Annotated in this window: 25 protein-coding genes; 11 read left to right on the top strand and 14 right to left on the bottom strand. The window is 64.5% G+C overall.

All coding sequences use genetic code 11. From position 1 onward, the window contains the following. The first annotated feature begins 46 nt into the window (after positions 1–46). Positions 47–1,342 carry a spinster family MFS transporter gene (locus ACFC3J_RS01660; RefSeq protein ID WP_375194472.1) on the top strand — a complete coding sequence of 432 codons (1,296 nt, stop codon included), beginning with the start codon at positions 47–49 and terminating at the stop codon, positions 1,340–1,342. A gap of 7 nt (positions 1,343–1,349) precedes the next feature. Continuing rightward, a complete protein-coding gene (locus tag ACFC3J_RS01655) occupies positions 1,350–2,825 on the top strand; it encodes a DUF1254 domain-containing protein (RefSeq protein ID WP_375194471.1) in 1,476 nt (491 codons plus the stop codon). 2 nt (positions 2,826–2,827) lie between these two features. On the opposite strand, the gene ACFC3J_RS01650 is transcribed toward ACFC3J_RS01655, so the two are convergent. From ACFC3J_RS01650 to ACFC3J_RS01615, 8 genes are all read right to left on the bottom strand, one after another. Next, on the bottom strand, positions 2,828–3,574 hold the full coding sequence (locus ACFC3J_RS01650) for an SDR family oxidoreductase (RefSeq protein ID WP_375194470.1): 747 nt from the start codon (positions 3,572–3,574) through the stop codon (positions 2,828–2,830). An 11-nt stretch (positions 3,575–3,585) separates the two neighbouring features. Continuing rightward, positions 3,586–4,584 (bottom strand): acyl-CoA dehydrogenase family protein, encoded by a 999-nt coding sequence (locus tag ACFC3J_RS01645; RefSeq protein WP_375194469.1) that lies wholly within the window; start codon positions 4,582–4,584, stop codon positions 3,586–3,588. A gap of 3 nt (positions 4,585–4,587) precedes the next feature. Further along, positions 4,588–5,763: an acetyl-CoA C-acetyltransferase gene (locus ACFC3J_RS01640; protein ID WP_375194468.1), complete on the bottom strand. Its 1,176-nt coding sequence runs from the start codon at positions 5,761–5,763 to the stop codon at positions 4,588–4,590. A gap of 17 nt (positions 5,764–5,780) precedes the next feature. Beyond that, positions 5,781–6,959 carry an acyl-CoA dehydrogenase family protein gene (locus tag ACFC3J_RS01635; RefSeq protein ID WP_375194467.1) on the bottom strand — a complete coding sequence of 393 codons (1,179 nt, stop codon included), beginning with the start codon at positions 6,957–6,959 and terminating at the stop codon, positions 5,781–5,783. 4 nt (positions 6,960–6,963) lie between these two features. After that, positions 6,964–8,112: a thiolase family protein gene (locus tag ACFC3J_RS01630; protein ID WP_375194466.1), complete on the bottom strand. Its 1,149-nt coding sequence runs from the start codon at positions 8,110–8,112 to the stop codon at positions 6,964–6,966. Next, the gene (locus ACFC3J_RS01625; RefSeq protein ID WP_375194465.1) at positions 8,109–8,531 is read right to left on the bottom strand and encodes a Zn-ribbon domain-containing OB-fold protein; all 423 of its coding nucleotides are present in this window, start codon (positions 8,529–8,531) and stop codon (positions 8,109–8,111) included. Before ACFC3J_RS01625 ends, ACFC3J_RS01630 begins: the two co-directional genes overlap by 4 nt. A gap of 66 nt (positions 8,532–8,597) precedes the next feature. After that, entirely contained in the window at positions 8,598–9,395 is a 798-nt protein-coding gene (locus ACFC3J_RS01620) for a helix-turn-helix transcriptional regulator (RefSeq protein WP_375194464.1), read from the bottom strand. A gap of 2 nt (positions 9,396–9,397) precedes the next feature. Next, complete coding sequence (locus ACFC3J_RS01615; protein ID WP_375194463.1) at positions 9,398–10,006, bottom strand: TetR/AcrR family transcriptional regulator; 609 nt, start codon at positions 10,004–10,006, stop codon at positions 9,398–9,400. Between the two features lie 117 nt (positions 10,007–10,123). Between ACFC3J_RS01615 and ACFC3J_RS01610 the strand changes: the two genes are divergently transcribed. Beyond that, positions 10,124–10,876, top strand: a complete 753-nt coding sequence (locus ACFC3J_RS01610; RefSeq protein WP_375194462.1) for an SDR family NAD(P)-dependent oxidoreductase — start codon at positions 10,124–10,126, stop codon at positions 10,874–10,876. Between the two features lie 13 nt (positions 10,877–10,889). On the opposite strand, the gene ACFC3J_RS01605 is transcribed toward ACFC3J_RS01610, so the two are convergent. Continuing rightward, positions 10,890–11,579 (bottom strand): carboxymuconolactone decarboxylase family protein, encoded by a 690-nt coding sequence (locus ACFC3J_RS01605; protein WP_375194461.1) that lies wholly within the window; start codon positions 11,577–11,579, stop codon positions 10,890–10,892. 168 nt (positions 11,580–11,747) lie between these two features. Here ACFC3J_RS01605 and ACFC3J_RS01600 point away from each other — a divergent pair, with 168 nt between their 5' ends. The 7 genes from ACFC3J_RS01600 to ACFC3J_RS01570 all read left to right on the top strand — a co-directional run bounded on the left by ACFC3J_RS01600 (position 11,748) and on the right by ACFC3J_RS01570 (position 18,657). Further along, on the top strand, positions 11,748–12,635 hold the full coding sequence (locus ACFC3J_RS01600; protein ID WP_375194460.1) for an SDR family NAD(P)-dependent oxidoreductase: 888 nt from the start codon (positions 11,748–11,750) through the stop codon (positions 12,633–12,635). Then, entirely contained in the window at positions 12,632–13,384 is a 753-nt protein-coding gene (locus tag ACFC3J_RS01595) for an SDR family NAD(P)-dependent oxidoreductase (RefSeq protein WP_375194459.1), read from the top strand. Before ACFC3J_RS01600 ends, ACFC3J_RS01595 begins: the two co-directional genes overlap by 4 nt. Further along, positions 13,381–14,541 (top strand): acyl-CoA dehydrogenase family protein, encoded by a 1,161-nt coding sequence (locus ACFC3J_RS01590; protein ID WP_375194458.1) that lies wholly within the window; start codon positions 13,381–13,383, stop codon positions 14,539–14,541. The genes ACFC3J_RS01595 and ACFC3J_RS01590 overlap by 4 nt, the downstream gene beginning before the upstream one ends. Beyond that, positions 14,538–15,977: a DUF1254 domain-containing protein gene (locus ACFC3J_RS01585; RefSeq protein ID WP_375194457.1), complete on the top strand. Its 1,440-nt coding sequence runs from the start codon at positions 14,538–14,540 to the stop codon at positions 15,975–15,977. The genes ACFC3J_RS01590 and ACFC3J_RS01585 overlap by 4 nt, the downstream gene beginning before the upstream one ends. Beyond that, entirely contained in the window at positions 15,974–17,044 is a 1,071-nt protein-coding gene (locus tag ACFC3J_RS01580) for a phosphotransferase (protein WP_375194456.1), read from the top strand. The genes ACFC3J_RS01585 and ACFC3J_RS01580 overlap by 4 nt, the downstream gene beginning before the upstream one ends. Beyond that, the gene (locus tag ACFC3J_RS01575; protein ID WP_375194455.1) at positions 17,041–17,823 is read left to right on the top strand and encodes an enoyl-CoA hydratase/isomerase family protein; all 783 of its coding nucleotides are present in this window, start codon (positions 17,041–17,043) and stop codon (positions 17,821–17,823) included. Before ACFC3J_RS01580 ends, ACFC3J_RS01575 begins: the two co-directional genes overlap by 4 nt. Positions 17,824–17,964: 141 nt before the next feature. Further along, positions 17,965–18,657 (top strand): DUF2889 domain-containing protein, encoded by a 693-nt coding sequence (locus ACFC3J_RS01570; protein WP_375194454.1) that lies wholly within the window; start codon positions 17,965–17,967, stop codon positions 18,655–18,657. A 205-nt stretch (positions 18,658–18,862) separates the two neighbouring features. On the opposite strand, the gene ACFC3J_RS01565 is transcribed toward ACFC3J_RS01570, so the two are convergent. Further along, positions 18,863–19,153 carry a type II toxin-antitoxin system RelE/ParE family toxin gene (locus ACFC3J_RS01565; protein ID WP_375194453.1) on the bottom strand — a complete coding sequence of 97 codons (291 nt, stop codon included), beginning with the start codon at positions 19,151–19,153 and terminating at the stop codon, positions 18,863–18,865. Beyond that, a complete protein-coding gene (locus tag ACFC3J_RS01560) occupies positions 19,146–19,391 on the bottom strand; it encodes a type II toxin-antitoxin system ParD family antitoxin (protein ID WP_375194452.1) in 246 nt (81 codons plus the stop codon). The genes ACFC3J_RS01565 and ACFC3J_RS01560 overlap by 8 nt, the downstream gene beginning before the upstream one ends. Positions 19,392–20,085: 694 nt before the next feature. Here ACFC3J_RS01560 and ACFC3J_RS01555 point away from each other — a divergent pair. Then, a complete protein-coding gene (locus ACFC3J_RS01555; protein WP_375194502.1) occupies positions 20,086–21,015 on the top strand; it encodes an ROK family protein in 930 nt (309 codons plus the stop codon). Here ACFC3J_RS01555 and ACFC3J_RS01550 read toward each other — a convergent pair. The 3 genes from ACFC3J_RS01550 to ptsP all read right to left on the bottom strand — a co-directional run bounded on the left by ACFC3J_RS01550 (position 20,983) and on the right by ptsP (position 25,516). After that, the gene (locus tag ACFC3J_RS01550; RefSeq protein ID WP_375194451.1) at positions 20,983–21,222 is read right to left on the bottom strand and encodes a hypothetical protein; all 240 of its coding nucleotides are present in this window, start codon (positions 21,220–21,222) and stop codon (positions 20,983–20,985) included. The two genes, ACFC3J_RS01555 and ACFC3J_RS01550, sit on opposite strands and share 33 nt — an antisense overlap. A gap of 116 nt (positions 21,223–21,338) precedes the next feature. Then, complete coding sequence (gene nagE / locus ACFC3J_RS01545) at positions 21,339–23,021, bottom strand: N-acetylglucosamine-specific PTS transporter subunit IIBC (protein ID WP_375194450.1); 1,683 nt, start codon at positions 23,019–23,021, stop codon at positions 21,339–21,341. Then, the gene (ptsP, locus tag ACFC3J_RS01540; protein WP_375194449.1) at positions 23,018–25,516 is read right to left on the bottom strand and encodes a phosphoenolpyruvate--protein phosphotransferase; all 2,499 of its coding nucleotides are present in this window, start codon (positions 25,514–25,516) and stop codon (positions 23,018–23,020) included. Before ptsP ends, nagE begins: the two co-directional genes overlap by 4 nt. Positions 25,517–25,637 lie beyond the last annotated feature (121 nt).

The following is a 25,637-nucleotide window of genomic DNA, read 5'->3' as shown; positions in this document are numbered from 1 at the left end:
AAAGCGGGCCTCCCTTCAATCCAGGAGCCTTTCAAGAGGTAATCGCATGAACAGCCCTCCTATCGGACTCACCGCCCCGCCGACGACCTCCGCCGCCGGGTTGCGCCGTACGATGCTGGTCATGCTGGGCCTGGTTTCGATGTTCAACTATATCGATCGCACGGTCCTGTCGGTGCTTCAGGAGCCGATCAAGCGCGAGCTGGCGCTAAGCGACGGCCAGCTCGGGCTGCTCACCGGCCTTGCCTTTGCGCTGTTCTATGCGACGCTGTCTCTTCCGATCGCGCGTCTGGCGGATCGCTTCAATCGCCGCAACATCATCGCTGCCTCGCTCGCCACCTGGAGCGGCATGACGGCGCTCTCGGGCCTCGCGACCGGCTTTGGTTCCCTGGTCGCATTCCGCATCGGCGTCGCGCTGGGAGAAGCCGGTTCCGTGCCGGCTTCCCATTCCATCATCGCCGATTACTACCCGCCCGAAAAGCGGGTGACGGCGCTCGCCCTGTGGGGACTGGCGCTCCCGGCCGGCATCATGCTCGGCTATGCATCGGGCGGCTGGATAGCCGCGGCGCTGGGATGGCGTCTTGCCTTTGGGGTGATCGGGGTAGCGGGGCTGGCCCTGGCGCCGCTCGTCCTGCTGCTCGTGCGGGAGCCTGCGCGGACGGGGTCAGGCCCTTCGATCCGAACGGAAAAAGCGCCGCCCCTCGGCGAAGCCATGCGCTTCCTGTGGCGCTTGCGGACCTATCGCTACATGCTGATCGGCACGACCCTTCATGCCTTCGCCCAATATGCGATGATGAGCTGGTCCGCGCCCTTCTACATGCGCGTCCACCACATGCCGCTTGCCGACGTCGCCTCCTGGCTCGCGCTGATGAACGGGCTGGGCGGCGGCATCGGCATCTATCTGGGCGGCCGTCTGTCGGACGCGGCGGGATCGCGCAATCCGGCGGGCCGCGTGTGGGTGAGCGCCGCCGCGATGCTCCTGATGGTCCCCGCCGCGCTGGTCCAGTTCCTGATCCCTTCGCTGACGGCGTCGCTGGCGTTCGGCTTCTTGGCGACCATGCTGATGTTCTTCTATTACGGCCCGATCATAGGTGTCCCGCAGTCTGTCGTTCCGCCGCGCATCCGGGCACTTACGTCGGCCGTGACCCTGCTGGTGTTCAATCTGTTCGGGCTCGGTCTAGGGCCGGCGGTGACGGGATTCCTCAGCGATCATCTGTCGGCGGCGGGGATGGAAGACACATCGCTGCGTTACGCGCTATCGGCCGTGGTCCTGTTCTCGCTCGCAGGCGCCGGCAGCATCGCCTGGGCATCCCGCTTCTACGCAGGAGATCTTAAGGAGCATTGAACCGTCCATGCCGCCAATCCGTTCTCCCATGCTGTTGTTCGCCTTTCTGCTGAGCGTCGTTGCCCCGCAGCCGCTCAAGGCAGAGCCGCTCCAGAACGCGACGAACACGCGGCAGATATTTGCCGGCGCAAGCACCGACCCCTACACGCTGGCCGTCCGCGCCACTGTCTGGGGCTACCCCCTGGTTCGGGCGGCGGAGCTGCGGCAGAAGGCCACCCAGCCGGAGCATCCTTTCGCGCCCCGTCCGACAACGCTCGCCACGGCCCCGATCAACCGGATGGGGCAGGCGCGCGACCTTGCCGGACCCGACACGCGGATCGGTGTCGCGCCGAATAATGACACGCTTTACAGCCTCGCCTTTCTGGACATGCAGGCAGCGCCGTTTCAGCTCGATACGCCGGACTTTGGGACGCGCTACTACATCTTTCAGTTCGGCGACGCCGACAGCGAGACGCGGCAATCCCATGGTCAGAGCAGCCATGGCGGACGGCTTCCGCCGATTTTCATCGTCGGGCCGGACTATCGCGGAGAAATCCCGAAGGGCGTAAAAGTCGTCCGCAGCGCGCAGCGCTACCTCATGGTGGCGGGACGCCTCCTCGTCGACGGATCGCAGGACCTGCCGAACGCTCACCGGATTCAGGACGAGACAAGGCTGCGCCAATGGTCTGGCCCGGGACGCCTGGCCCAGGCGCCGAGAACATCGCAGCGCGCCCTGGCAGGCGACATGAAGGACGTACCCGATGGCCTGAAGCTTCTCGCCAATCTGGGCACCGTGCTTGAAGACTGGCGCGTGTCGAAAGAGGATGCTGGCCTGATCGCATCCCTGCGCCGGATCGGCCTCACCGTCGAAAACGGCTTCCGCTACGCGCATCTGTCGTCGGCAGAGCGCGCCGCCATTGAGCGTGGCGTCGCCGATGGCCTTGCCATCATTCGGGAGAAGACGCGCCATCTCGGCACGCTTTCGGGCGGCTGGTCGACCAGCTATGCCGGCTCCCGCTTCGGTCGGGACTACCTGTTGCGCGCAGCCGTGGCGATGGACCAGATTTATGTGCTGGACAAGGGCGAAGCGCTTTATCCGGTTGCCCATCTCGATGCGCAGGGGCGACAGCTCGACGGTCGGAACAACTATACCCTCTGCTTTCGCGAGCAGGATCTGCCGCCGGTGGACGGCTTCTGGTCCATCACGCTCTATTATGAGAAAGGCTTTCTGGCCGCCAATCCGATCGATCGCTACTCGATCGGCAACCGGACACCGGGCCTCGCCTATGGACCGGACGGATCGCTTCGCCTTGTCATCCAGAATGAAGATCCCGGCGCGGACAAGCGGGCGAACTGGCTGCCGGCACCGCGTGAGCCGTTCATGCTGATGATGCGCCTTTACCGACCCAAGGCAAAGGCGGCGGACGCGCGGTGGCATCCGCCAGCCGTCCAGCCGATTAGCACAAAAGTCCCGCCTGCCTCAGGAGGCTGTGAGGGCTCCTAGCATCAGGCCACCGTCCGGCCATTGTCGATCACGATCTCCGCACCGTTCAGCCGGGCGGACTCGTCCGACACCAAAAACAGGACCAGATCGGCGACATGCTCCGGCCGCCCCTCATGCCTTTGGGCGGCTTCGCGCAATTCGGGTGCGGCGAAACGATGGGCCTCGCGGACCATCTGCGTATCATGCGATCCGGGGAGAACCACATTCGCGCGAACGGGATAGCCCTGCTGCTGGCAGTGTACGATCAGGCTGCGCGTCATGGAGAGCACGGCGCCCTTGGCCGCGCTGTAGGCGAACACCGCCGGATTGCCCCGGATCGCAGCCACAGACGCGATGTTGACGATCGATCCCCCGCCACTCGCGACCAGCGCCGACAGGCAGGTCTTGCATCCCAGGAACGTCCCTTCCGCCGAAACGGACATCACGCGGCGGAATGCCTCCAACGACGACTGTTCGACCGTTTCAAAGGCGGCGATCCCCGCATTGTTGACCAATGCGTCGAGGCGGCCATAGGCTTGGATGATTTTCGTCACTGCGTGCTGCCATTGCGCTTCGCAGGTCACGTCCAGGCGGAGCGCCATCGCTGCCGGAAGCGTGTCGACGACCCGTTGCGCTTCCTCCTCGTCGATATCGGCGACGATCACGCGCGCACCCTCGCGCGCCAGCGCCTCGGCATCGGCCTTGCCCAGCCCATGCGCCGCGCCGGTCACAAGGACGACCTTCCCCTCAACCCTGCCTTTTGTCGCCATCGCTGATCCCTTCAGGCTGCCAGCGCGGCACGAGCGGCGATTCCACCGCCATGAAGGCGTGACAGGAGCAGCACGCGGCGCAGCCCACGCCCGACCGCAAGTTCGTCGGTCACACCCATGCCGCCATGCAACTGCACCGCCTCCTCCGCGAGTTTCAGGGCGGCGTCGCCGATATAGGCCCTTGCCGCCATCACCGCCCGGACCCGCGCTTCTTCCTCCACCATGGCCGCTTTCAAGAGCAGTGAGCGGGATTGCTCCAACCAGGTGTACATCCGGGCGCAGCGATGCTGGACAATTTGAAAGCTCGCGATCGGCTTGCCGAACTGGTGGCGCTGCCTGACATAATCGACGGTCAGGTCGAGCAGGGTCGCCATTGCGCCGACCAGTTCGGCGACGATCGACAGGCCGGTGAGAGCTTGCGCTTCTGCCCACATGTTCGCCGAAACCGTGAGCGGCTGGGCCTGGGCGGCATCGAAACGCACCTTGGCCGCCATGCTGCCGTCGACCAGACGAACCGGCTCCCTGCGAACGCCGCTTTCCTGACCATCAACCAGCAGAAGCCTGCCCGCTTCCGTTTCCACGACGAAGCCATCGGCTTCCATACCGTCCCGGACGATATCGACCAAACCGGAGAGCCGTCCATCCACGACCTTCCCGCCTTGCACGAACGTGAGCAAGGCGTCCCCCTGCATCAGTCTGTCGCTCCAGCTTCCGGCGGCCGGATCAGCGGCAAGCGCGCGGCCGCATAGCAGGATAGCCTCGGCCAGCGGCGTGATCGCAAGGGCGCGCCCCATCTCTTCGGAGACGATCATCACCTCCACCGCGCCGCCACCCAGGCCGCCTGCCTGTTCCGGCGTCAGCAAGGCAAAAAGGCCAAGTTCCCCCAGCGCGCGCCAGTCGTCGGGAGACATCGGCCCTTTCGCCATGGTCGCCGCGTCATAGCGGTCCGCCAGAAAGCGGCGGACCATGTCGCGGACCATTAGCTGCTCATCGCTGAGCGCGACGTTCATGGCTCAGAGCACCTCGATGATCGAGGCGTTGGCGATGCCGCCACCTTCACACATGGTCTGGAGACCGTAGCGCCGGCCGCGCGCCTTGAGCGCATGGATGAGCGTCGCCATCAGCTTCGTGCCGGTCGCGCCGAGCGGATGGCCGAGCGCAATCGCGCCCCCGTTGACGTTCAGCCTCTGCGGGTCAGCGTCGAGCGCCTTCATCCACGCCATGGGAATCGATGCGAAAGCTTCGTTCACTTCGAACAGATCGATGTCCTTCATCGTCATGCCGGCCCGCTCGAGAACCCGCCGCGTCGCCGGAATCGGCTCTTCCAGCATGATGACCGGGTCACCCGCCGTCACCGCCAGGTTGACGATGCGGGCGATGGGCGTCAGGCCGTGCGCCCTGACGGCCGCTTCGGACGCGACGAGCACGCCGCTCGCGCCGTCGCAAATCTGGCTTGCGGTCGCCGCGGAAAGCGTGCCGCCCTCGCTCAGCAGCTTGACCGACCCGATCGATTCCAGCGAGGAATCCGGGCGGACACCTTCGTCGCGGTCGTGGATCGCCTGCTCCCCTTCCGCCGTGACGATGGGAACCGGCACGATCTCCTTGTCGAACGCGCCGGCATCGGCTGCCGCCGCCGCCTTATGGTGGCTGGCGAGCGCAAACCGGTCATGGTCGTCGCGGGTGAAGCCATATTTGTCGGCGATCATCTGGGCGCCGTGGAACTGGCTGAACATCTCGACACCATAGCGCTTCTGGATTGCCTCGGAGAACGGATTGGCGCCGATGCCGCCGGCCTTTGCCAGCGTAATGGCGGACCCCATCGGCACGCGCGTCATACTTTCCACGCCGCCCGCAATAACGAGATCCTGAAGGCCCGACATGACGGCCTGGGCGGCGAAATGCACCGCCTGCTGGGACGAGCCGCACTGCCGGTCGATCGTCACCGCCGGCACGCTGTCAGGCAGGCTGGACGCGAGCACGATGTTGCGGCCGAAGGCGAAGGTCTGCTCGCCGACCTGGCTGACGCAGCCTATGATGACGTCGTCGATCGCGGCGGGATCGACCCCCGCGTCGGCGACCAGCGAGTCGAGCACCAGCGCGCCGAGATCGGCGGGGTGCCAGCCGGCAAGGCGGCCGTTACGGCGGCCACCCGCGGTGCGGCGTGCGGAAACGATATAGGCTTCAGGCATGATGCATCCTTCTTTTTCTAAAGGCCGAGCGCGGCCTTCGCGATGAGGGTGAGCTGGATTTCGCTCGTGCCGCCGAAGATCGACCAGGCGCGGGCGTTGAGGTAGCGCGCCGCCGCGACCTGCGCTTGCGCCGAACCAATCGGTGCAGGGATGGCGTCACCGTAGAAAGGACGCTCGATCGGGAATTGCAGGCCAGCGAGACCGAAAGCGTCGACCGCGAGCGCTTCCACCCCCTGCCGGATTTCGGAGGCCAGCAGCTTGGTGGTGAGGCTGCGCGGGTCGGGCGCGGCGCCATGCTCGATCTCGATCAGCGTCCGCAGCTCGGTCATCTCCAGCGCTTCCGCCTCCAGCTTGAGCCGGAGAGCGCGATCCGCCAGTTCGCCGGTCAGGGAGCCCACCGATGTCCGCAATCGGGCAAGATCAGCCAGGATCGCCGGGGCGAAGCTGGACCCGCCCCGCTCATTTTCCAGCAGGAACTTGGCGATCGACCAGCCTTGCCCTTCGTCGCCGACACGTTCCGAGACCGGCACCCGTACCTCATCGAGGAAGACCTCGTTCAGCTCATGGTCGCCCGATGCGCTGAGGATCGGCTTGACCGTCACGCCGGGCAGCGCCATGTCGATCAGCAGGAAGCTGATGCCCTGCTGCGGCTTCACCTCCGCATCGGTCCGGACGAGGGCGAACAGCCGGTTCGCAAACTGGGCCTGGGTCGTCCAGATCTTGTGTCCCGACACGATATAATGGTCGCCGTCGCGCACGGCGCGGGTCCGCAGGCTCGCGAGATCGGAGCCGGAACCTGGTTCCGAAAAACCCTGCGCCCAAACATGCTCTGCCGTACGGAGGCGCGGGAGATAATGATCCTTCTGCGCCGGGGTCCCATAGGTGTAAAGCACCGGCCCCACCAGCTTCAGACCCATCCCGGGCAGAACCGGAGCGCCCGCCTCCCCGCATTCCTTCTCGAAGATCCAGCGCTGGACCGGCGTCCATCCGGGTCCGCCCGCATGGTCCGGCCAGTGATAGACGAGCCATCCCTTCGCTTCCAATATCGCCTGCCATTCGCGTGCGATATCGGGTTCGGCGAAGACACCGGATGTCAGCGCGGCACCGCGCCGAAGCTCGGGCGAAAGCGACGCGGCGAGGAAAGCGCGCACCTCCTCACGGAACGCATGCTGCTCTGTGGTAAGTGCCAGGTCCATGGCGTCAGCGCTCCACGATAGCGACGGCGGAGACGCCCGGTGCGCCATAGACATGGCTGTAGCCCAGGCGCAGCTTGCCCGGTGCCTGTCGCGCGCCCGCCAGCCCCATCAGTTGCACATAATTTTCGTAGACCTGACGAAGCCCCGATGCGCCGATCGGCTCCCCGCAGGCAAGACACCCGCCATCGGTATTGACCGGCAGGCTGCCGTCGATCCGCGTGCGGCCCTCGGCGATCCACGCGGTCTGCTCGCCATCGGCGCAGAACCCGTTTTCGGCCATGTGCATGATCTCGGCCCCTGCCTCCGTGTCCTGAAGCTGCGCGATGTCGATGTCCTCGGGGCCGACGCCCGCCATGTCGTAGGCCGCCTGAGACGCGACGCTGGTTGGCGAACCGCCACGCTCCAGATCAAGCGCTGGCGAAAAGACCTCGAACGAACCGGGGGGCCGGGTGCGGACGGCTGCGGCACGCAATCGTACCGCTGGCAGGCCGAGTTCGCGCGCTTTCCTGCCGCTCGCGAGCAACAGTGCCACGCCGCCCTCTCCCGGCGAGCAGAACATGAATTTGGTGAGCGGATCGCTGACCATCTGCGAATGGAGGATGGTGTCGATATCAACCGTCTCGCGCCGCCAGGCATGATCAGCCAGAACACCATTGGCGAAGGCCTTTTCGGCGACAGCGCCCAGCGTGTGCGGGGTGATGCCGTAGAGGCTCATATAGCGCTGGATCTTCATGGCGAAGAACTGGGTGGTCAGCATCAGCCCCGTCTCGCCATACCAGTCCGGCAACCCCCAGTCCGCCGGCAGGGGCGAGAAGGAGCCGCGCGGGTGCTTGTCGAAACCCACCGCAAGGCCCAGGTCGAACTCGCCGGACTTGATCGTGCTGTAGGCGCCGAACATGGCCGAACCGCCAGTCGCGCATCCGTTTGCGACGTTGATGAAGGGAATGCCGGTAAGCCCCAGTTCCGACACCATCGTGTCCGCATTCCCGGCGGCATCCGATCCGCCGAAGGCGAACTGGATATCGCGCCATGCGAGCCCCGCGCGTTCGAGCGCCTGGCGGACGGCGAAGACGCCCTGCTGCAGGCCCGAAAGGCCTGGCGTGCGGCCGAAGGGATGAATGCCCGCGCCGACGATGAAGACGTCTTCGCTCATGCCCCAACCCCCTTGTCCGGCGCGAAGCCGAAGCTGGTGCGCAGCGCTCCGTCCGTCATTTCGAAGGGCAGCGGCACGACGCGCATCGCCATGCCGATCGCCAGATCATCGAACGCCACATCGACCAGTCGGCCCTCGACGATCAGCGCCCCATCCAGCTCGACATAGCCCACGGCATAGGGCTCGAAAGCTTCCGGGCCGGCATAGGGCGGCGACTTGGGTCGGAAGCGCTGGACAGTCCACGACCACAGCCGGCCGGTGCGGGGCAGCACGACGCGGTCGTGGCGCGGGTCATATTCCGGCCGCGCGGGAAAGCACAGGCGATTGGTTGCCCGCTCTCTGGAGGCAAGCAGCGCAATGCCGTCTGCATCGGGGCAGATGAGGCCGTCAGCTATCGGAACGGGCAGGGTGTCGGGCATCGCTTATCTCCTGCCGAAGACATAGCACCCGACCGTTCGGTCGGCTTCTGACCAATGCGACAGGGGCTAGTTTATCATGCCCAGGAAGCCGAGCTGCGCCGCCTTGAACATCGTCTGGTCGCGGTTGACCGCGTCCAACTTCACCGACGCCGATCGGATATGGAACCGCACCGTTGTGCGTTGCAGGCCCAGGATGATGCCGATTTCCTCGTTCGTCTTTCCGGCAGCCGCCCAGCGCAGGCATTCCACCTCACGCTTGGTCAACGATATGCTCCCCAGACCGGGGCGCGACCGCGCCGTTACCTTGACATAGCTTTGCACGAAGGCGCGCGCGAGCACGGCCAGAGCGTCCGCGGCACAGGCATAGGCATCGGACAGGTCATTGGCCTCGGGCTCGGGCGAGAGGAAGCTCGCCGCGCCGATCTGCCCGAACGGCAGGTGGATCGGGACCACGATCGCGGCCGCCGTCATGGCCCGGATGCGGAAATCGTGCAGGTCGATCACATCGAGCAGCGGGTTGGGCAGGCGGGTGCGAAAGCCATGCGCGTTACACCAGAAGGGTTCGGCTTCCACCCGGCAGGCGTGAACGATGGGCGAGGAAAGGGCAAGCTGAGGCACCTCCCACCAGCGCGACTCTTCACCGCGAAATCCGAAAACCTCGCTTGCCAGCACAGCGCCATTCCCGTCGCGCATCGGTTCTCGGGAGGCCACATTATGCGTGACCGCCGTGCGTAGCCCGCAAAGGTCCATCACCGCATCACGCAGCCGCTCCGCCGCCGGCCCTATGCCCCCTGGTTCCGAAAAGCGGACCGCGTCGATCAAGGCAACGGACGGCATCGTGCAGGAGTGGCCGGCGACGGACATGATCAGCAGCCCTTCAGGCTCAACCCCTCGAAAAAGGGTTGGCAGATCGCGTCGGCGACGTCCTCCGGCGTTCTGCGCTTCGCCAGAGGAGGATACCATTTATAGGCCCAGTTGCACATGCCGAGGAAACCGAGAGTGGTGAGCTCCGGGTCGCACGGGCGGAAATGGCCGTTCGCGATCCCCTGCTCGATGATACTGCGCACCCTCTGCAGATAGGCATTGCGTTGCGCTCGGATATGATCGCGCATCTTGCCTTCCAGATCTTCATAATGGTCCATGAACGCCCGGACATAACCCGGATGCTCCGCAATCTGCCGCAGGATGTCGATACATGCCGCGCGCAGGCGGCCTAGCGGATCGTCCGATCCCCCTTCCTCGTCGAGGCCGGCCAGCAGCGCGCTCATATGGGCGTCGTGCATCGCGAAAAGGATGGCGTTCTTGCTCGGAAAATAATGATAGAGCGTGGGCTTGCCGAGGCCCACCTCATCCGCCAGCATCTGCATCGACGCCTTGTGACGGTCGAACAGCGTCGCACAATGTCTCAATATCTCATTGCGCTTCTCGTCATGCGCTTCGGTCTTCTGCCGTTTCTTTCCTGCTTCTCGCGCCATTGCCGGCTCTTTTCCCTGTTCTGCGTCCTACCTCTCACAAAGGTAAGTCGACCGTCTGGTCGGTTCCTCCTAGGGATAGGACTGGATGACAAGAATGCAAGCGCGAGGGAGCGGACAATGCAAGTTGAGGGCAAGACAGCGCTGATCACCGGGGCAAGTTCGGGTTTGGGCCGTCATTTCGCTCGCCTGCTGGCGCGGGAAGGGGCGAGGGTCGTGACAGCGGCGCGCCGAGTCGATGCCCTCGCTGCGCTCTGCGATGAAATTGGGCGGGAGGGCGGCACATGCATTCCCGTGGCTATGGATGTGACCGATCCGGCAGCCGTAGCGGCAGCCTTCCAGCAAATCGAGCGCGACCTTGCGGCGCCTCTCTCAATCCTCGTCAACAATGCAGGCGTAGCTCACACGCGCGCGGCGATCGATCTCAGCCCGACCGAGTGGTCGCAGGTGCTCCAGCCTAATCTGACCGGCGCCTTCCTCGTGGCTCAGCAGGCAGCGCGCATGATGCGGGATGGAGGCGGGACGATCGTCAACGTCGCCTCAATCCTGGGAGAACGCGTGTCCAAGGGGCTGGCGGCCTATGCCGCCAGCAAGGCAGGCCTCATCCAGTTGACGAAGGCGCTTGCCCTCGAATGGGCGGCGTTCGACATCCGGGTCAACGCGCTCGCGCCCGGCTATATCGAGACGGACCTCAACCGGGACTTCTTCGCTTCCGACGCCGGCCAACGACTGGTCTCGCGCATACCGCAGAAGCGACTCGGCCAGATGCATGACCTGGACGGGCCGCTCCTGCTGCTATGCTCCGATCAGTCGCGCTACATGACCGGTGCGGTCATCGCGGTGGATGGCGGGCACCTCGTCAGCGGTCTTTAAGGGCGGGCAGCCCTTAAGCATCCATCGCTGTCGCGCCGATGACCCAGGCCGACAGGCCTGCGGCCGGCACGGCGCAGATCACCGCTTCGGCCACTGCTTCCTCGCTGGCGCCGGCGGTGCGCGCGCCCTTCATATGGACGGACGCCCATGAACTATAGTCGGCGACCAGGACGGTGACGAGCAGCAGTTCCGCATGCACGGGACCCAGCGCAGTCCCCGACAAAGTCCCCTCACGCATGAGATAATAGGCCTCGGCGCCAAGGGGCTTGAGCTCGAACAGCTTGCCCAGCGAAGGGGGCATAGTGCCGAAATATTGAAGGAAATTGGCCTCCGCGGCGCCATCTTCCACGACCAGGTCGTCGTCGGGCCAGGCGGGATCGGTGGCTTCGGGGTAAATCTCCCGGAAAAGATCATGGAAACGCAGCGACGCCCCCTCGCCGCGCACGCTTGCCAGGATCGCGATCGCCGCTCCGGCCTCCGCCTCGGTGAGACCGGCCGCCCGGGCTTCGGCCAGTTCCCGCATTGCAAGTTCCCGATAGCCCTTCATCGTGGCGGCGCAGGCGACGAACAATCGCTTCACCCTGGCAGGAACAGCGCCATCGGTATCGATGATCGTGCGCCAGCGACGAAAACCCGCGACGGTCTTCGGGGCGTCGCGACGCAGGCGGCCAAGACTGGCGAGCGGGGGCAGAAGATCAGTCATCGTCTCTCCGATAGTATATGGACCGTCCGGTCGGTTGAATATCGCTATGCCGCTTCGCGATCGCGGTCAACTGCCGATAAAGAGTTGACGTCCGACCGGACGGTCGACTAAATCCCACCATGATAAAGGCCGATCCCGGTTCGGCAGATGCGAGAGGAGCGCGCCCCTATGAGGGACTTCAAGGGCAGGACGGCAGTCATTACTGGGGCAGGCAGCGGCATTGGCGCGGCCCTCGCGCATCTGGCCGCGCGGGAGGGGATGAATCTGGTCCTTGCCGACATCAATCTTGCCGACCTTGAGGCGGTTGCCGACACCATCGACAGTCCGGCAATCGCGCTCCACAGAACCGATGTGGCCGATCCGGAGGCGGTACAGGCCATGGCCGACCTTGCATGGTCGCGCTTCGGTGAGGTGTCCCTGCTGTGCAACAATGCCGGCGTCGTCCCCGGCGGCCGTCACCGGCTTGTCTGGGAATATGCGCTGGAGGATTGGCGCTGGGCTTTCGGCGTCAACATGGACGGCGTGGTCAACGGCATCCGCAGCTTCGTGCCCAGAATGCTGGCCGAAGGGCGGCCGGGGCATATTCTCAACACCGCGTCCGTCGCCGGCTTCGTGAGCGGCGAAGGCTCTGCAGTCTACGGCGCGTCCAAACATGCCGTCGTCCGCATCACCGAAGCCCTCTATGCAGGCCTGCGCGGGCGGAACGCCCCGATCGGCGTTACGATGCTGTGCCCCGGCCTGGTCGCAACGCGTATTTATGAGGGCGAACGATCCCGGCCGGCTCATCTGCAATCGAGCGACGGGCCGCCAGAGGAAGCGGCCGAGTTCCGGTCGATTTCGGACAATCTGTTCCAGAACGCCCCCTCACCTGAGGAAGTGGCCGCGCAGGCTTTCGAGGGCATCCGCAAGGATCAGTTCTACGTCTTCACTTCGTCCCGGTACGACCAGGTGATAGCGCAACGGACGCAGGCCATCCTTGCCCGGGAAAATCCGGTCTTCGACAGCCTGATTTCGCTCAGCAAGGGCAAGGCTGACGCAGCGGAGGAAAGGGCGTGAGCAGGCTTCAGGCGCGGATTGCGCTCATTACCGGCGCCGCTTCCGGCATCGGGCTCGCCACCGCACGGCGCTTCGCGGCGGAGGGAGCGACGCTCATCCTGGCGGATCGCAATGGGGATGCCCTGTCGGATGCGGCCAAGTCCCTGTCGGGCTACGGTCATGAGGTCACCGTCATGGACGTTACCGATGAGCAGGCATGGGCTGCGCTGGCGGATCGGATACAAACACGGTTCGGCACGCTCGACATCCTTGTAAACAATGCCGGCTTCGGCAAGTTCGCGTCGATCGCGGACACGACCCTGGCGCAATGGCGTTCGATCATCGCCGTCAATCTCGACAGTGTATTTCTGGGGACCAAATATATGATGCCTCTGCTCGCCGCCTCCGGCCGGGGGGCGATCATCAACATGTCCTCCATTCGCGGTATTGTAGGAGGCGCGAACGCCGGGTCCTACAGCGCAGCGAAAGGCGGCGTTCGACTGTTCACCAAGGCGAGTGCGATCGAATGCGCGGAGGCCCACAATGGCGTGCGCGTGAACTCCATTCACCCCGGTCACATCGCGACGCCGCTGACCGCACCTGCCTATGCCGATGCGGAAATAGCCAGGAGCCTGCTGGCGGATGTCCCGCTCGGCCGGATCGGGCAAGCGGAGGAGATCGCGGATGGAATCCTGTTCCTGGCAAGCGACGAGTCCCGCTACATGACGGGCGCCGAACTCGTGATCGACGGCGGGAGCACCGCGCAATGACCGAGCGAGCCACCGCGATAGCCGCCAAGGTGGAAGCCTTCGTCCGGAACATGGTCATTCCCTATGAAAAGGACAGCCGCCTCGGCTTTCATGGCCCGGAAGACGCGCTCGTCGGGGAGCTACGCGCAAAAGCGCGCGAAGCAGGCGTACTGACCCCGCATATCCTGCATGACGGATCGCATCTGACGCAGCGGGAAACGGCCATCGTCCTCATCAAGACGGGCCTGTCGCCGCTCGGCCCCCTCGCCTGCAACACCGCCGCGCCTGACGAGGGCAATATGTATCTGCTCGGGAAGGTCGGCAGTGCCGGGCAGAAGTCCCGCTTCCTCGACCCGCTGGTGAGGGGCGAAGCGCGCTCCGCTTTCTTCATGACCGAGCCTGCCGAAACCGGCGGCGCGGGGTCGGATCCGTCGATGATGCAGACGACCTGCCGCCTTGACGGCAACCATTGGGTCATCAACGGCCGCAAGAAGTTCATCACCGGGGCGGAAGGCGCGCGCGTTGGCATCGTCATGGCCCGGTCCAACGAGGGCGCATGCATGTTCCTTGTAGACCTGCCCGACCCGGCGATCCGGACGGTGCGCGTGATCGACACGATCGACAGCTCGATGCCCGGCGGTCACGCGGAGGTCGACATCGTCGATCTGCGCGTTCCGGCGGACCAGATGCTGGGCACGAGCGGGGAAGGCTTTTCCTACGCGCAGATACGCCTCAGCCCTGCCCGCCTGTCCCACTGCATGCGCTGGCTCGGCCTTGCAACGCGCGCGCAGGAAATCGCCGCCGATTATGCCTGCCGCCGCCACGCCTTCGGCAAGCCGCTGGTCGACCATGAAGGCGTCGGTTTCATGCTGGCGGACAATCTCATCGACCTGAAGCAGGCCGAACGCATGATCGACTGGTGCGCGGCCGTTCTCGACACGGGGTCGCTCGGCACGGCGGAAAGCTCCATGGCCAAGGTCGCGGTGTCCGACGCATTGTTCCGCGTGGCCGACCGCTGCGTTCAGGTGATGGGCGGGACGGGCGTGTCCGGCGACACCATCGTCGAGCAGGCGTTCCGGGAAATCCGCGCCTTCCGCATCTATGACGGTCCGACCGAGGTTCATAAGTGGAGCCTGGCCAAGAAGATCAAGCGCGACTGGAAGGCGGCGCAGGGATGAGCGCTCGACAATCGATTTCAGTGGTGCGGCCGATGCTGGCCCTCCTCCCGCTCATCATGTCGACCGCCGGACATGCCCAGCCAGCGAACTTCGCGGCGCCCGAGGCACCTACTTCGCAAGCCGGTTATGGCGAGGACATGCTGCCCAAGGACGAGAAGGATCGCGCCAACCTGCTCCGGACCGTCGCGTTCGAAGCGACCATCTATGGCATGGCTGCCTATCTGCACTATGAGCAACTCTATCGGCAGGTGTTCGATCGAAGCTCGAACAATTACACCGGATTCAACCGCTTTGCGCATGAGAGAAACCTTGCGGGACCGGACTATGCGACGTTCAAGGTGCCAAATACGGACACGCTTTACTCCACGGCCTGGATAGACCTGAGCAAGGGGCCGGTCGAAATCGACATCCCGGCCACGCAGCTCAAATATTTCACGCTCAACATCTTCGATATCTTCGGCAATCCCGGCAATCTCAGCAATCGTACCATCGGCGTCAAAGGCGGTCGCTTCCTGCTGGTGCCGCGCGGCTGGCGCGGAATACCTCCCGCCGGGGTCACGGTTTATCCAGCCTCCACGACCCAGCTCTGGATCCTCATGCGCGCCTTCGCCCAGTCCGACGCCGACGTCAGGACCGCGCGTGCTTTTCAGGACACGGTCCGGATCATCGCTCCGGAAGGCGAAGGGACGGCGAGCCCTGATGGCAACGCGTCGCCACCACCACCCACCCCTGGCGCTGTCGGCTATTTTCGGGCGCTCGACCATGTGCTTCGGGCCAATGGCTGTCAGCCCGGCGAGGAGGCGCTCGTGTCGCGTTTCCGAGCGCTGGGCCTAGGGAGCACCCGCCCGTTCGATCCCGATAGTCTGACCCCGGCCACGCGAGCCGCGATCGAAAGCGGCTATGCGGACGCGCTGGACATGCTCACACGCGCCAAGTCGCAATTGGGCGAACCCACCGGCACGGGCTGGATGAAGGTCAACAAGGGTGTCTACGGGTTCAATTATCTGCGCCGGTCCGTCATCAACATGGCGGGCCTCGGCGCGAATGTGCGGGAGGAAAATGCCTCCTACACGACGTTCGCGGACGGCAAGGGCGCGGTGCTGGACGGCGCATCGTCGCGCTACATGCTCCGGCTGCAGACGCCTCCGCCCATCAACAGTTTCTGGTCCGTCACCCTCTACGACGCGAAGACCTTCGCCCTCCATCCCAATCCGCTCCGCCGCTATCTGGTGAGCGATCGGACAAAGGGCTTGAAGGTGAAGAAGGATGGTTCGATCGAAATCCGCATACAACACGCCGCATCATCTGATGGAAACTGGCTTCCCGCACCGGCGGGACCATTTTTCGTCGTGATCCGCGCCTATGGACCGAAGCCCGACATGCTGAACGGCCAATGGCTGCCCCCGCCCATTTCAAGGGAAGGCGACGCACGATGAATGCCCTGGTCGAAGACAATAGCGGGACTGCGGCCGTCCGCCCCGGCCATGAGCTGGATCTGGGAGCGCTGGACGCCTGGATGCGCGCCAATGTCCCCGATTATGCCGGGCCGCTCACGGTCGAGCAGTTCAAGGGCGGACAGTCCAATCCGACCTACAAGCTGATCACGCCCGGCAAGACCTATGTCCTGCGTAAGCAGCCGCCCGGTCCCTTGCTCAAGGGCGCCCATGCGCTCGACCGGGAGGCGAAAGTGCTCGCCGGCCTCTCCCGGGCGGGCTTCCCGGTCGCCGCCGTCCATGGCCTGTGCACCGATCCCGCGGTCATCGGCACGATCTTCTACATCATGGACATGGTGGAGGGTCGCATCTTCTGGAATGCCGCGATTCCCGACGTGCCTTCTGCGGAAAGAGCCGCGCTCTTCGACGCGATGAACGCGGCGATCGCCGATCTTCATAGCATCGATCATGTGGCCGTCGGCCTTGCGGACTATGGCCGACCGGGAAACTATTTCGAACGGCAGATAGCGCGCTGGTCCCGCCAATATCTTGAGGACGCAGAGGCGGGTCGTGATCCCTATATGGACCGGCTGGTCGAATGGCTCCCCGCGCATATTCCGCCGGGCGAGGAAACGAGCATCGTTCATGGCGATTTCCGCATCGACAATCTGATCTTCCACCCGACGCAGCCGCGGGTGCTGGCCGTGCTCGACTGGGAGCTTTCGACGCTGGGCCATCCGGCGGCCGACTTCGCCTATCACGCGATGATGTATCGGATGCCGCCGCACATCGTCGCCGGCCTCGGCGGAAGCGACCCCGCCGCGCTTGGAATCGCCGACGAGGAAGCCTATCTCGCTGCCTATTGCAGGCGCAGGGGGCTGGCGGGCATGCCGGGTTACGACTTCTATATCGCCTTCAACTTCTTTCGGCTCGCGGCCATTTTCCATGGCATCAAAGGCCGGGTGATCCGCGGTAACGCCTCCTCCTCGCAGGCGCGCGAGCGCGTCACGGTACTCCCCGAACTCATGCATCTCGCATGGCGGCAGGCAGAAAAGGCTGACGCCCGATGAACAGCCCGTCCATCACGCTCGATATCGAGGACGGCATCGCCTGGCTGACACTGGCACGCCCCGAAAAGCGCAACTCCGTCGATCCTGAATTCGCATTCCGCCTTCATGAGCTGGCGGAGCGATGCGCGGCGGACCAGCAAATACGCTGCGTCGTCCTCACCGGAAGCGGCAAATTCTTCTGCGTCGGTGGCGACATCGATGCCTTCTCTGCCGCCGGGGAGGATGCCGAAGCGGCGGTCGGCTCCCTCGCACGCAGTTTCCACGCCGGTATCCATCGACTCGCCACGATGGAAAAGCCTCTGGTCACCGCGATCAACGGCCCCGCGGCCGGCGCGGGACTCAGCCTTGCGATATTGGGAGATATTGCGCTTGCAGCCGCTTCCGCGCATTTCACTTCGGCCTATAGCGCCGTTGGATTGACGCCGGATGGTGGCGCATCATGGTGGTTGCCGCGCCTGATCGGGATGCGCCGGGCGCAGGAGATGCTGCTCACCAATCGACGGATCGGGGCGGAGGAGGCGGCGCACATCGGCCTCGTGACCCGCGTGGTTACCGACGATGCGCTCCATGCCGAGGCGTCGACCGTCGCGTCAGCGCTCGCGAAGGGGCCAGTTCGCGCGCTCGCCAGATGTCGCGCTTTGCTGGTGGAATCGGCAAACACCGACTTTCTCACCCAGCTGGATCGCGAAGCCACATCGATCGCCCAGTCCGCCGGTGCAGCCGAAGGGCGGGAAGGAGTTGCCGCTTTCCTGGCGAAGCGATCGCCGCGTTTCGTGTGACCGCAGGTTGATGGACAAGGCGCGCTACAAGCCGCATGAACGTCGCAGCCCCGTCGGAAGGTCCGCGCCCTTGCCATGAGACCCGAACAACTCAACTTTCCACCCAATCCGGATTACGGGACCGGCTCCACCATTCGTCGCGTGTCCCTGCATGCGCAGGCCAATCGGGTCGACGGCCATCTCCTCGACAATTTTCATGAGATGCGCTGCTCCATCGTGCACGATGGCACCATCGTGACCGCCGTCGCGGGGCAAAGCGTCCGCATTCCCACCACGGCATGCCCTGGCGCAGTCGACCAGCTTCAGTCCCTGGCAGGGCTGCCGATCAGCACGCCAACGCGCGACTTCTACGCCGGGGGTATCGCGCGCCATCATTGCACCCACCTTCTGGACCTGGCGGTCATGGCAATTGGCCATGCTCAAAGACCATCGACGGAGATGCTCTATGAAGCGGAGGTCCCTGACGAAGTCGAATTGCCCGTCCCCATCACGATCTGGCGAAATGGTCGGCTGGTCTGTCGCTGGCTTGTCCAGCAGGGCGCTATCCTCGAGCCGCGGGAACTTCGGGGCAGGCCGCTCGGAGCAGGCTTTGCCGCATGGGCCAGTCTCGCTTTCGAGCAGGATCAACTTGAAGCCGCCACCATCCTGGCGCGTACCTGGCTCATAGCCATCGGCCGGCGCTACCGCCCATCACAAGCTGCGGGTCGGCCTGCTCGCGACAATCCGGAGATGCTCGGACGGTGTTACGCTTACGGCGCAGGGCAAGTAAAAACTGCGGTCATGACCGGAGAGAAAGAAGTTCATTTGCGCCATCTCCGGCATAAAGCGAGGTAGCCTTTTACAATCAGGGAATGGATGCCATTCGAGCCCTTCGGCTACGACGAACACCACGTCGCCCGTGCGCGTCTGGTCGGCGTGCTGCGCGGATCGTTCACCGATCCTGGGCTTACCAGGAGAAAGCACTCGGTCGGTGTTGCCCTGCGACGCTGTGGTGGCAAGAGAGCGATAATCCGGATTATCGACGGCAAAATAATCGCGTCTACAGGTGACGCACTGCATCCATCCGTTGATGCAGGATGCGGATGATCGCGATGCCATAGCTGGTTTGCTGGAAATAGATCATGTGATGCTCGGTGCCGCGCCGCCTATACCCAAGCCGAATATTGGTGCAGCCCTGTCCCTGTTGGGGGGCATCGGCCAGCTTGGCGAACATGGCTTTGAGACCAAGCGTGTAGCGGTTCGCCTGCTCCTTGCCCCATTGCTTATTAGTGTAACGCCAAATGTCCGCCAGATCGCGCTCGGCCGCAGGACTGAGACGATATTCAGGCATTTTCCGCATTCATCCGGCGCAGGAAATCGTCAAAATCGAAGGGCTGCGGCTCCCCGCTCTTTTCGCCCTCGATCAACGCCTGGCGGATCGTGTCGATTTCAAAGCTACGCTCCTGCTCACGCCGGATAAGATCGCGTATGGCTTCACTGTCATTGGTATATTGCCCCGCTTCGATCTGCGAAGCGATCCAGGCATCTTGCTGGTCGGTAAGGGTGATTGTCTTACGCACCGTTCCCATGACTGACACCCTCCGGAATTTGCTATCAAGGATTTGATAAAAATCATACTATTGGTGCAATATAGCGTCTCATCGTCATGCAGCAAGTCATTACTCATGATTGTGCCGCTGCGCCCTGACACGTGCCGGATGAATATCGGCTTCCCGACCACCGACGAGACCGATCCCGAAAGAAGCATAGAGCGCTATTAAAAATCGGGCATCGGGAAGCGTCAGATACCAAATTTCGGTGATGAAAGTGCCAACAAACGCCTAAACTCTTGACGAACCCAAAATTGTTGCAAATGAAGGTGACGTTTTGGGACGATTTTATCTTTCAGCCGTACCGGGCAAATTCTGGGCAGCCACGCCAGACCGAAGCGCTATTGGCTTGATTTCAAGCGGAAAAGTTGCCGACGCCCGCCGCCTTGACATCGCAGGGTGCAAGTTCAATCCTTGCCCCGAACCTGTGCAAACTCCATCCAGCTTCATTCTGCAGCTTTTCTATTCCCTTTCATGACGGCGCCCAAATACAGTTCAGTCGGCAGCCGCTGGCCTGTAAGGAGCAACGGATAGCGGGCTGAAAACCCCGCCGATATGTGAAGATGCACAAAACCGGACAATCCGATCGCCGGGCATTGCCCGGAGCCGCGCCACTTTCCACTTGAGACGGCATGGCCGATATGGTTGGAAAGCGCCAATGAACGCAGAATCGATGCTGGCCGGGGTAGAGCTCGGCGGAACCAAGGTCTTTGTGCTACGTGCCCGCGGCCGCACTATTCTGGATCGGGAGATGATCCCCACCACCACTCCGGTCGAAACCCTTGGACGGGCAGTGGAGGTACTGAAGAGCTGGGATGTCGAGGCACCGTTCGCGGCCATGGGCATTGGCAGCTTCGGACCGGTCCGACTGGACCCGCACGCCCCGGATTTCGGCATCATGCTGCCCACGCCAAAGCCGGGTTGGGCCGGGGCCGACATTTTCGGCACATTGACGGCGCCCTTTGACTGCCCGGCGGAGATCGATACCGACGTCAATGGCGCGGCGCTGGCTGAACTGCGCTGGGGCGCCGGGGCGCAGGAACCAGTGCCGTCGGACAGCCTGTGCTACATCACGATCGGAACCGGCGTAGGCGGCGGCTTCGCGTTCAACGGCCGGACGCTGCACGGCGCCATGCATCCGGAAATCGGCCATATCCGCGTTCCTCGCGCGGCAGGCGACAGCTTTGCCGGAAATTGCCCTTTCCATGGCGACTGCATCGAGGGACTCGTTTCCGGCCCCGCCCTTGCCAAGCGCTTTGGCGTGCCCGGTCATGAAATCGATCCCGACGATCCGCGCTGGGACGATGTGGCGAGCGACATCGCCCATCTGGTTTCCACCATCCTGCTCGGCACCGCGGCGCGGCAGGTGTTGATCGGCGGCGGCGTCGGCATGGGGCGGCCCGGCCTGCTCGATCAGGTGCGGAAAAAGGTCGTGGCGCAACTGGGCGGATATCTGCCGCATGTCGATGATCGCAGCATCGGCCGTATCGTCGCCGCGCCGCTGCTGGGCGATCAGGCAGGCCCACTTGGCGCAGTGGCGCTCGCGATGGACGCACTGGAGAGCAAGGGGTCAGTTGCCCCCCTCACGGCGGAGAAGCGGTAGGAACATCATCGGCACCACCATGACGATGACGCCTGCAACCAACAGATCATCCACCATCCCGTAAATGATGCTGAAAAACAGCATTACGGCCACTGCCGCCGCGACCGGAAGCAACAGCTTCGCCAATCTTTCCTCAACCTGCGCCGCCATGCGCGGCATCGCGGCGGGACCGAAATCTTGAATGGCATGCGTGATTGGCCGGTTCACGGGCTTGTCCTTGGCTGATGCAGTCTCGTTGCATATAGCAACCAAAATGCCAGCTTCCAGATGCCAATCCGGCTACGGATTGTTTCCGATCGCGACAGGATCAGCTCAAGTCCCGCTCAGCGGGTGAGTCCGTGCCCCAGTATATGAAGGGTGCGCGCATCGACCTGCACGAAAGCCCGCACGCAGCTGACCTCCGCAAGATGTGCCACGCTCGTCTCGCTCGCCAGTTCAATGCGAAGTCGCCCGGCAACCATCTGTGCCCTGCGGATCGCATCCCGACCGCCCAGTGCGTCGACGATTTCCGATGCCGGTTCGACGCAAGCCGCCGGGGACAGAATCGATGCCTGTTCGGCGACAGGCCCGTGATGCGCTGCGGCCTGTCGGATTTCTTCGGAAATCTGGTCCGCCATCGGGCCGATGATGACCTGCACCGCCTGCGCCGACGGGCGGAGCACGGCCACCGCGCCCAGCGCCTTGAGCGACGCTTCGTCGATCGCCGCCTGATCCTGCACCACCAGCCGCAGCCGCGTCGTGCAGGCGCCGATCGTGTGAAGATTGGCCGCGCCGCCCAACGCCCTGAGATAGGCGGCGCCACGCTGGCCCTCTGCCGTATCCGCGACCGCTTCCTGACCGGGCTGGCGCCCCGGCGTCGCAAGGTTGAAGCGCTGGATGGCGAAGCGGAACACGCCGTAATAGACAGCGAAATAGGCCAGACCCACGGGCAGAAGCATCCACGGCCGCGTCGCCCGCCCATAGTTCAGCACATAGTCAAACAGGCCAGCCGAAAAGCCGAAACCCAGCTTGACGCCCAGCAGGTCCATCAGCACCATCGACAGGCCGGTCAGCACCGCATGGATGGCGTAGAGCAGCGGCGCGAGGAACATGAAGCTGAACTCGATCGGCTCGGTTACGCCGGTCAGGAAAGAGGTTAGCGCCAGGCTGAGCAGCATGCTGCCCACCGCCTGCTTCTGGTCCGGCAGGGCCGAGCGATACATGGCAAGACAGGCCGCGGGCAGACCGAACATCATGACAGGGAAAAAACCCGCCATGAAGGCGCCCGCATGCGGATCGCCTGCGAAGAAGCGACGCAGATCGCCGGTGGTTCCGGCATAATCGCCAAGCACGAACCAGGCGACATTGTTGAGGATATGGTGCAGCCCCGTCACCAGCAGTAGCCGGTTGAGCAGACCGAAACCGAACAGGCCGAAGCTGCCCGACGCGACGAGGCCCCTGCTCGCAAGGCTGAGGCCCGCGTCAAGCGCGCTGTAGCTCGCGCCGACGAGCAGCGCCATCAGCACACCCGCCCCCCCCGCGACGATGGGTACGAACCGGCGTCCGCCGAAAAAGGAGAGATAGGCCGGCACCTCGATCGTCGCATAGCGATTGTAAAGCGCGCCGCCAATCAGGCCCGCGCTGATGCCGATCGGTACGTCGAGCCGGGCGAAGGCCTTGATCTTCCATGCGTCGGCGACGGTTTGCGCAACGGCATCCGCCAACCCCGCGGTCACTTCGGGCGGGACGTCGAGAAGCACCCGCCCGCCATGCATGGCGACCAGATAGCAGACCACGCCCGCCAGCCCCGCGGCGCCATTGCCGTCGCGCGATATGCCGGTGGCGACACCGATGGCAAAGAGCAGGCCAAGGCTGGAAAACAGCGCATCGCCGGACGCCGCGAGCAGAGGGATGCCGAGCAGATCGGGCTGGCCCAGACGCAGCAGCAGGCCCGCCACCGGCAGCACCGCGATCGGCAGCATCAAGGCGCGGCCAATGGGCTGAAGCGCTCCGATGATGGTCCTCATGCCAGAAACTCCTCTTCAAAGCGGCGCGCCAGCGCCCGCACCTCGGCTGCCGATTCCAGTTGCAAGGCCCGCACGGCGTGGGCACGGCAGTCCGCAATGGACAGCCGCCGCACCAGCGCTTTCAGATCAGGCACAAAGCGCGGTGCGGCCGACAATTCGGTCACGCCCAGCCCCAGCAGCAGCGGGATCGCCAGCCGGTCCGATGCAAGACCGCCACATACGCCGACCCAACGCTTGTGGGCCTGCGCGCCCTGCGTGGTGAGCGCGATCAATTGCAGGACCGCCGGATGCAGCCCGTCGATCCCGGCTGCCACCGCCGGATTACCGCGATCCATCGCCAGCGCATATTGGGTGAGGTCATTGGTTCCGATCGACAGGAAATCGGCATGGCGCGCCAGCGTCCCGGCGGTCACGGCAGCAGCGGGCGTTTCCACCATGATCCCGACTTCGGGACGGTAAGACAGGACCATTTCATCGGCGATCGCGGCGACCCGCTCGCGCACCTTCAACAATTCGGCAACACTGGCGACCATCGGCACCATGATCCGGCACTGGCCGTGCGGCGTCACTGAAAGGATGGCCCGCAGTTGCTCATCCAGGACATCGGGCATGGCCAGCCCGACGCGAATACCGCGCAGACCCAGTGCCGGATTTTCCTCCGCCGCAATCGGCAGATAGGAGGCCGGCTTGTCGCCGCCAATGTCGAGCAGGCGCACAATAAGCGGCCGGCCCTCCAGCTTCGCGGCCACGGCGCCATAGAGCGCGGCCTGTTCCGCCACGGTGGGCGCGGTGTCGCGCTCCAGAAACAGAAATTCGGTGCGCAGCAGCCCCGATCCCTCGGCGCCGTGCGCCATGGCGATCGCCGCGTCCTCGACCGAACCGAGATTGGCAAAGGCCTCTATCCGCACGCCGTCACGGCTGACGCAGTTTTCGGCCGCCGCCGCCACCGCCGCTTCCCGCGCCGCCGAACGCCGCACGACCTCGGCCTTGGCCGACGTCCAATGCTCCGCCGCCGGATCGGCATGGACGAGTCCGCCATCTGCATCGAGGATCAGCGTCGTGCCATCGACGATTCCTGCCAGGGCAGGACCTACTGCGACCAGGGCAGGCAGGCCCATGGTGGCCGCCAGAATCGCGACATGCGAGGTCGGCCCGCCCCGTTCCAGCACAAGGCCGATGACATTGGGATCCAGCGCCATCACCTGAGACGGCAGCAATTCGTCGGCCAGCAATATGGTGCCCGGAGCGAAGCTCAGCGCCTCTTCCTGCGTCCCGGTCAGGATGCGCAGCATCTGCCGCTCCAGATCGATCAGATCGTCGGCCCGCTCGGCAAAGCGAGCATCGCCCATGGCACGCATCGTGGCGGCCGTAGCCCGGCACGCCTGCCGCCACGCATGGCCTGCATCCCGCCCCTGCCCGATCCGTGCATAAGCATCGAGTTGCAGCGCCGGATCTTCCAGAAAGGCCATATGCGCGCGGCGGATCGCGACGCCCGTCTCATCGCCCGAAGCATCGGAGAGTCGCTGACGCATGATGTCCAGCGCGGCGTTCAGCCGCTCCGTCTCGCGCTCCGGACCCTGCCCGTCGCGCGGCACGTCTATATCGATGACCCGAAGCCAGCACGCCTGCCCGACCGCATAACCCGGCGCCGCGAGCGTCCCGGCCAGAGCGCCTTCCGGGATTTCGACCGCAACGGGTTCCGACCTCGTGACAGGCGCGGATTCGGCCTGGTCATGCTCGTCCATCCCGCCTTCGATCAGCGCGACGAGGGCGGCAACCGCCGCTTCGGCGTCCGCGCCGCTCGCGACCACATCCACCTCGTCATGAAGACGGATGCCGAGCTTCAGCAACGCAATGGGAGAACGGGTCGAGGCTTCACAGCCATCCTTGACGATCCAGCTTTCCGCGACGAAGGCCCGCGCCGCCTCCCCGACCCGAGCGGCCGGCCGCGCATGGATGCCATGCACCATCGGCACGCGAACCTTGCCGCTGACCCGATCGCCCCGATCATCGCGCTTCACTTCGACGACCGCTTCGGCGGGTTCAAGGTAGATCAGCCCTTCGCCCACGCCGACCAGCTTCCCGGTTTCGGTGCGGGTGATGCGGAACTGCTCGGTATTGGTGACGATCACGGGCGTCATCAGCGACGGCACGGATTGCGCCACGCCATCCAGGTCGAAGCGCACCAAGGGCTGACCGCGCGTCACGGCATCGCCCACGGCGACCAGCGGTTCAAAGCCTTTGCCGCCCAGCGCCACCGTATCGATGCCCAGATGCATCAGCACCTCGACCCCGCCTTCGCCGCGCAGCGTGACCGCATGATGGCTCGCTTGGAGCGTCAGCACCTCGCCGTCGCAAGGGGCATGCAGCACATTGCCGATCGGATCGATGGCCACGCCATCGCCCAGCATCCGGCTGGAAAAAACAGCGTCAGGCACATCGTCGATGGCCGCGGCCCAGCCCTGCAAGGGCGAAGTGAGGATGATCGAACCCATTGCGTCCCCTTAGAGCATTTTCGAGTGGCCCGTTGACGGTCAACGGCCCGGAAAATGCAGCATCGAAAAAGCGTCCCGGTCGTGCTGCCGGGGAACGTCAAAACCACGGCGGCAGGGGGCG

The sequence above is a fragment of the Sphingobium sp. genome (genome assembly GCF_041987595.1).
Taxonomy (GTDB): Bacteria; Pseudomonadota; Alphaproteobacteria; order Sphingomonadales; family Sphingomonadaceae; genus Sphingobium.
Note: the sequence above shows the minus strand (reverse complement) of the source record. Positions and strands in the feature narration are given on the sequence as shown.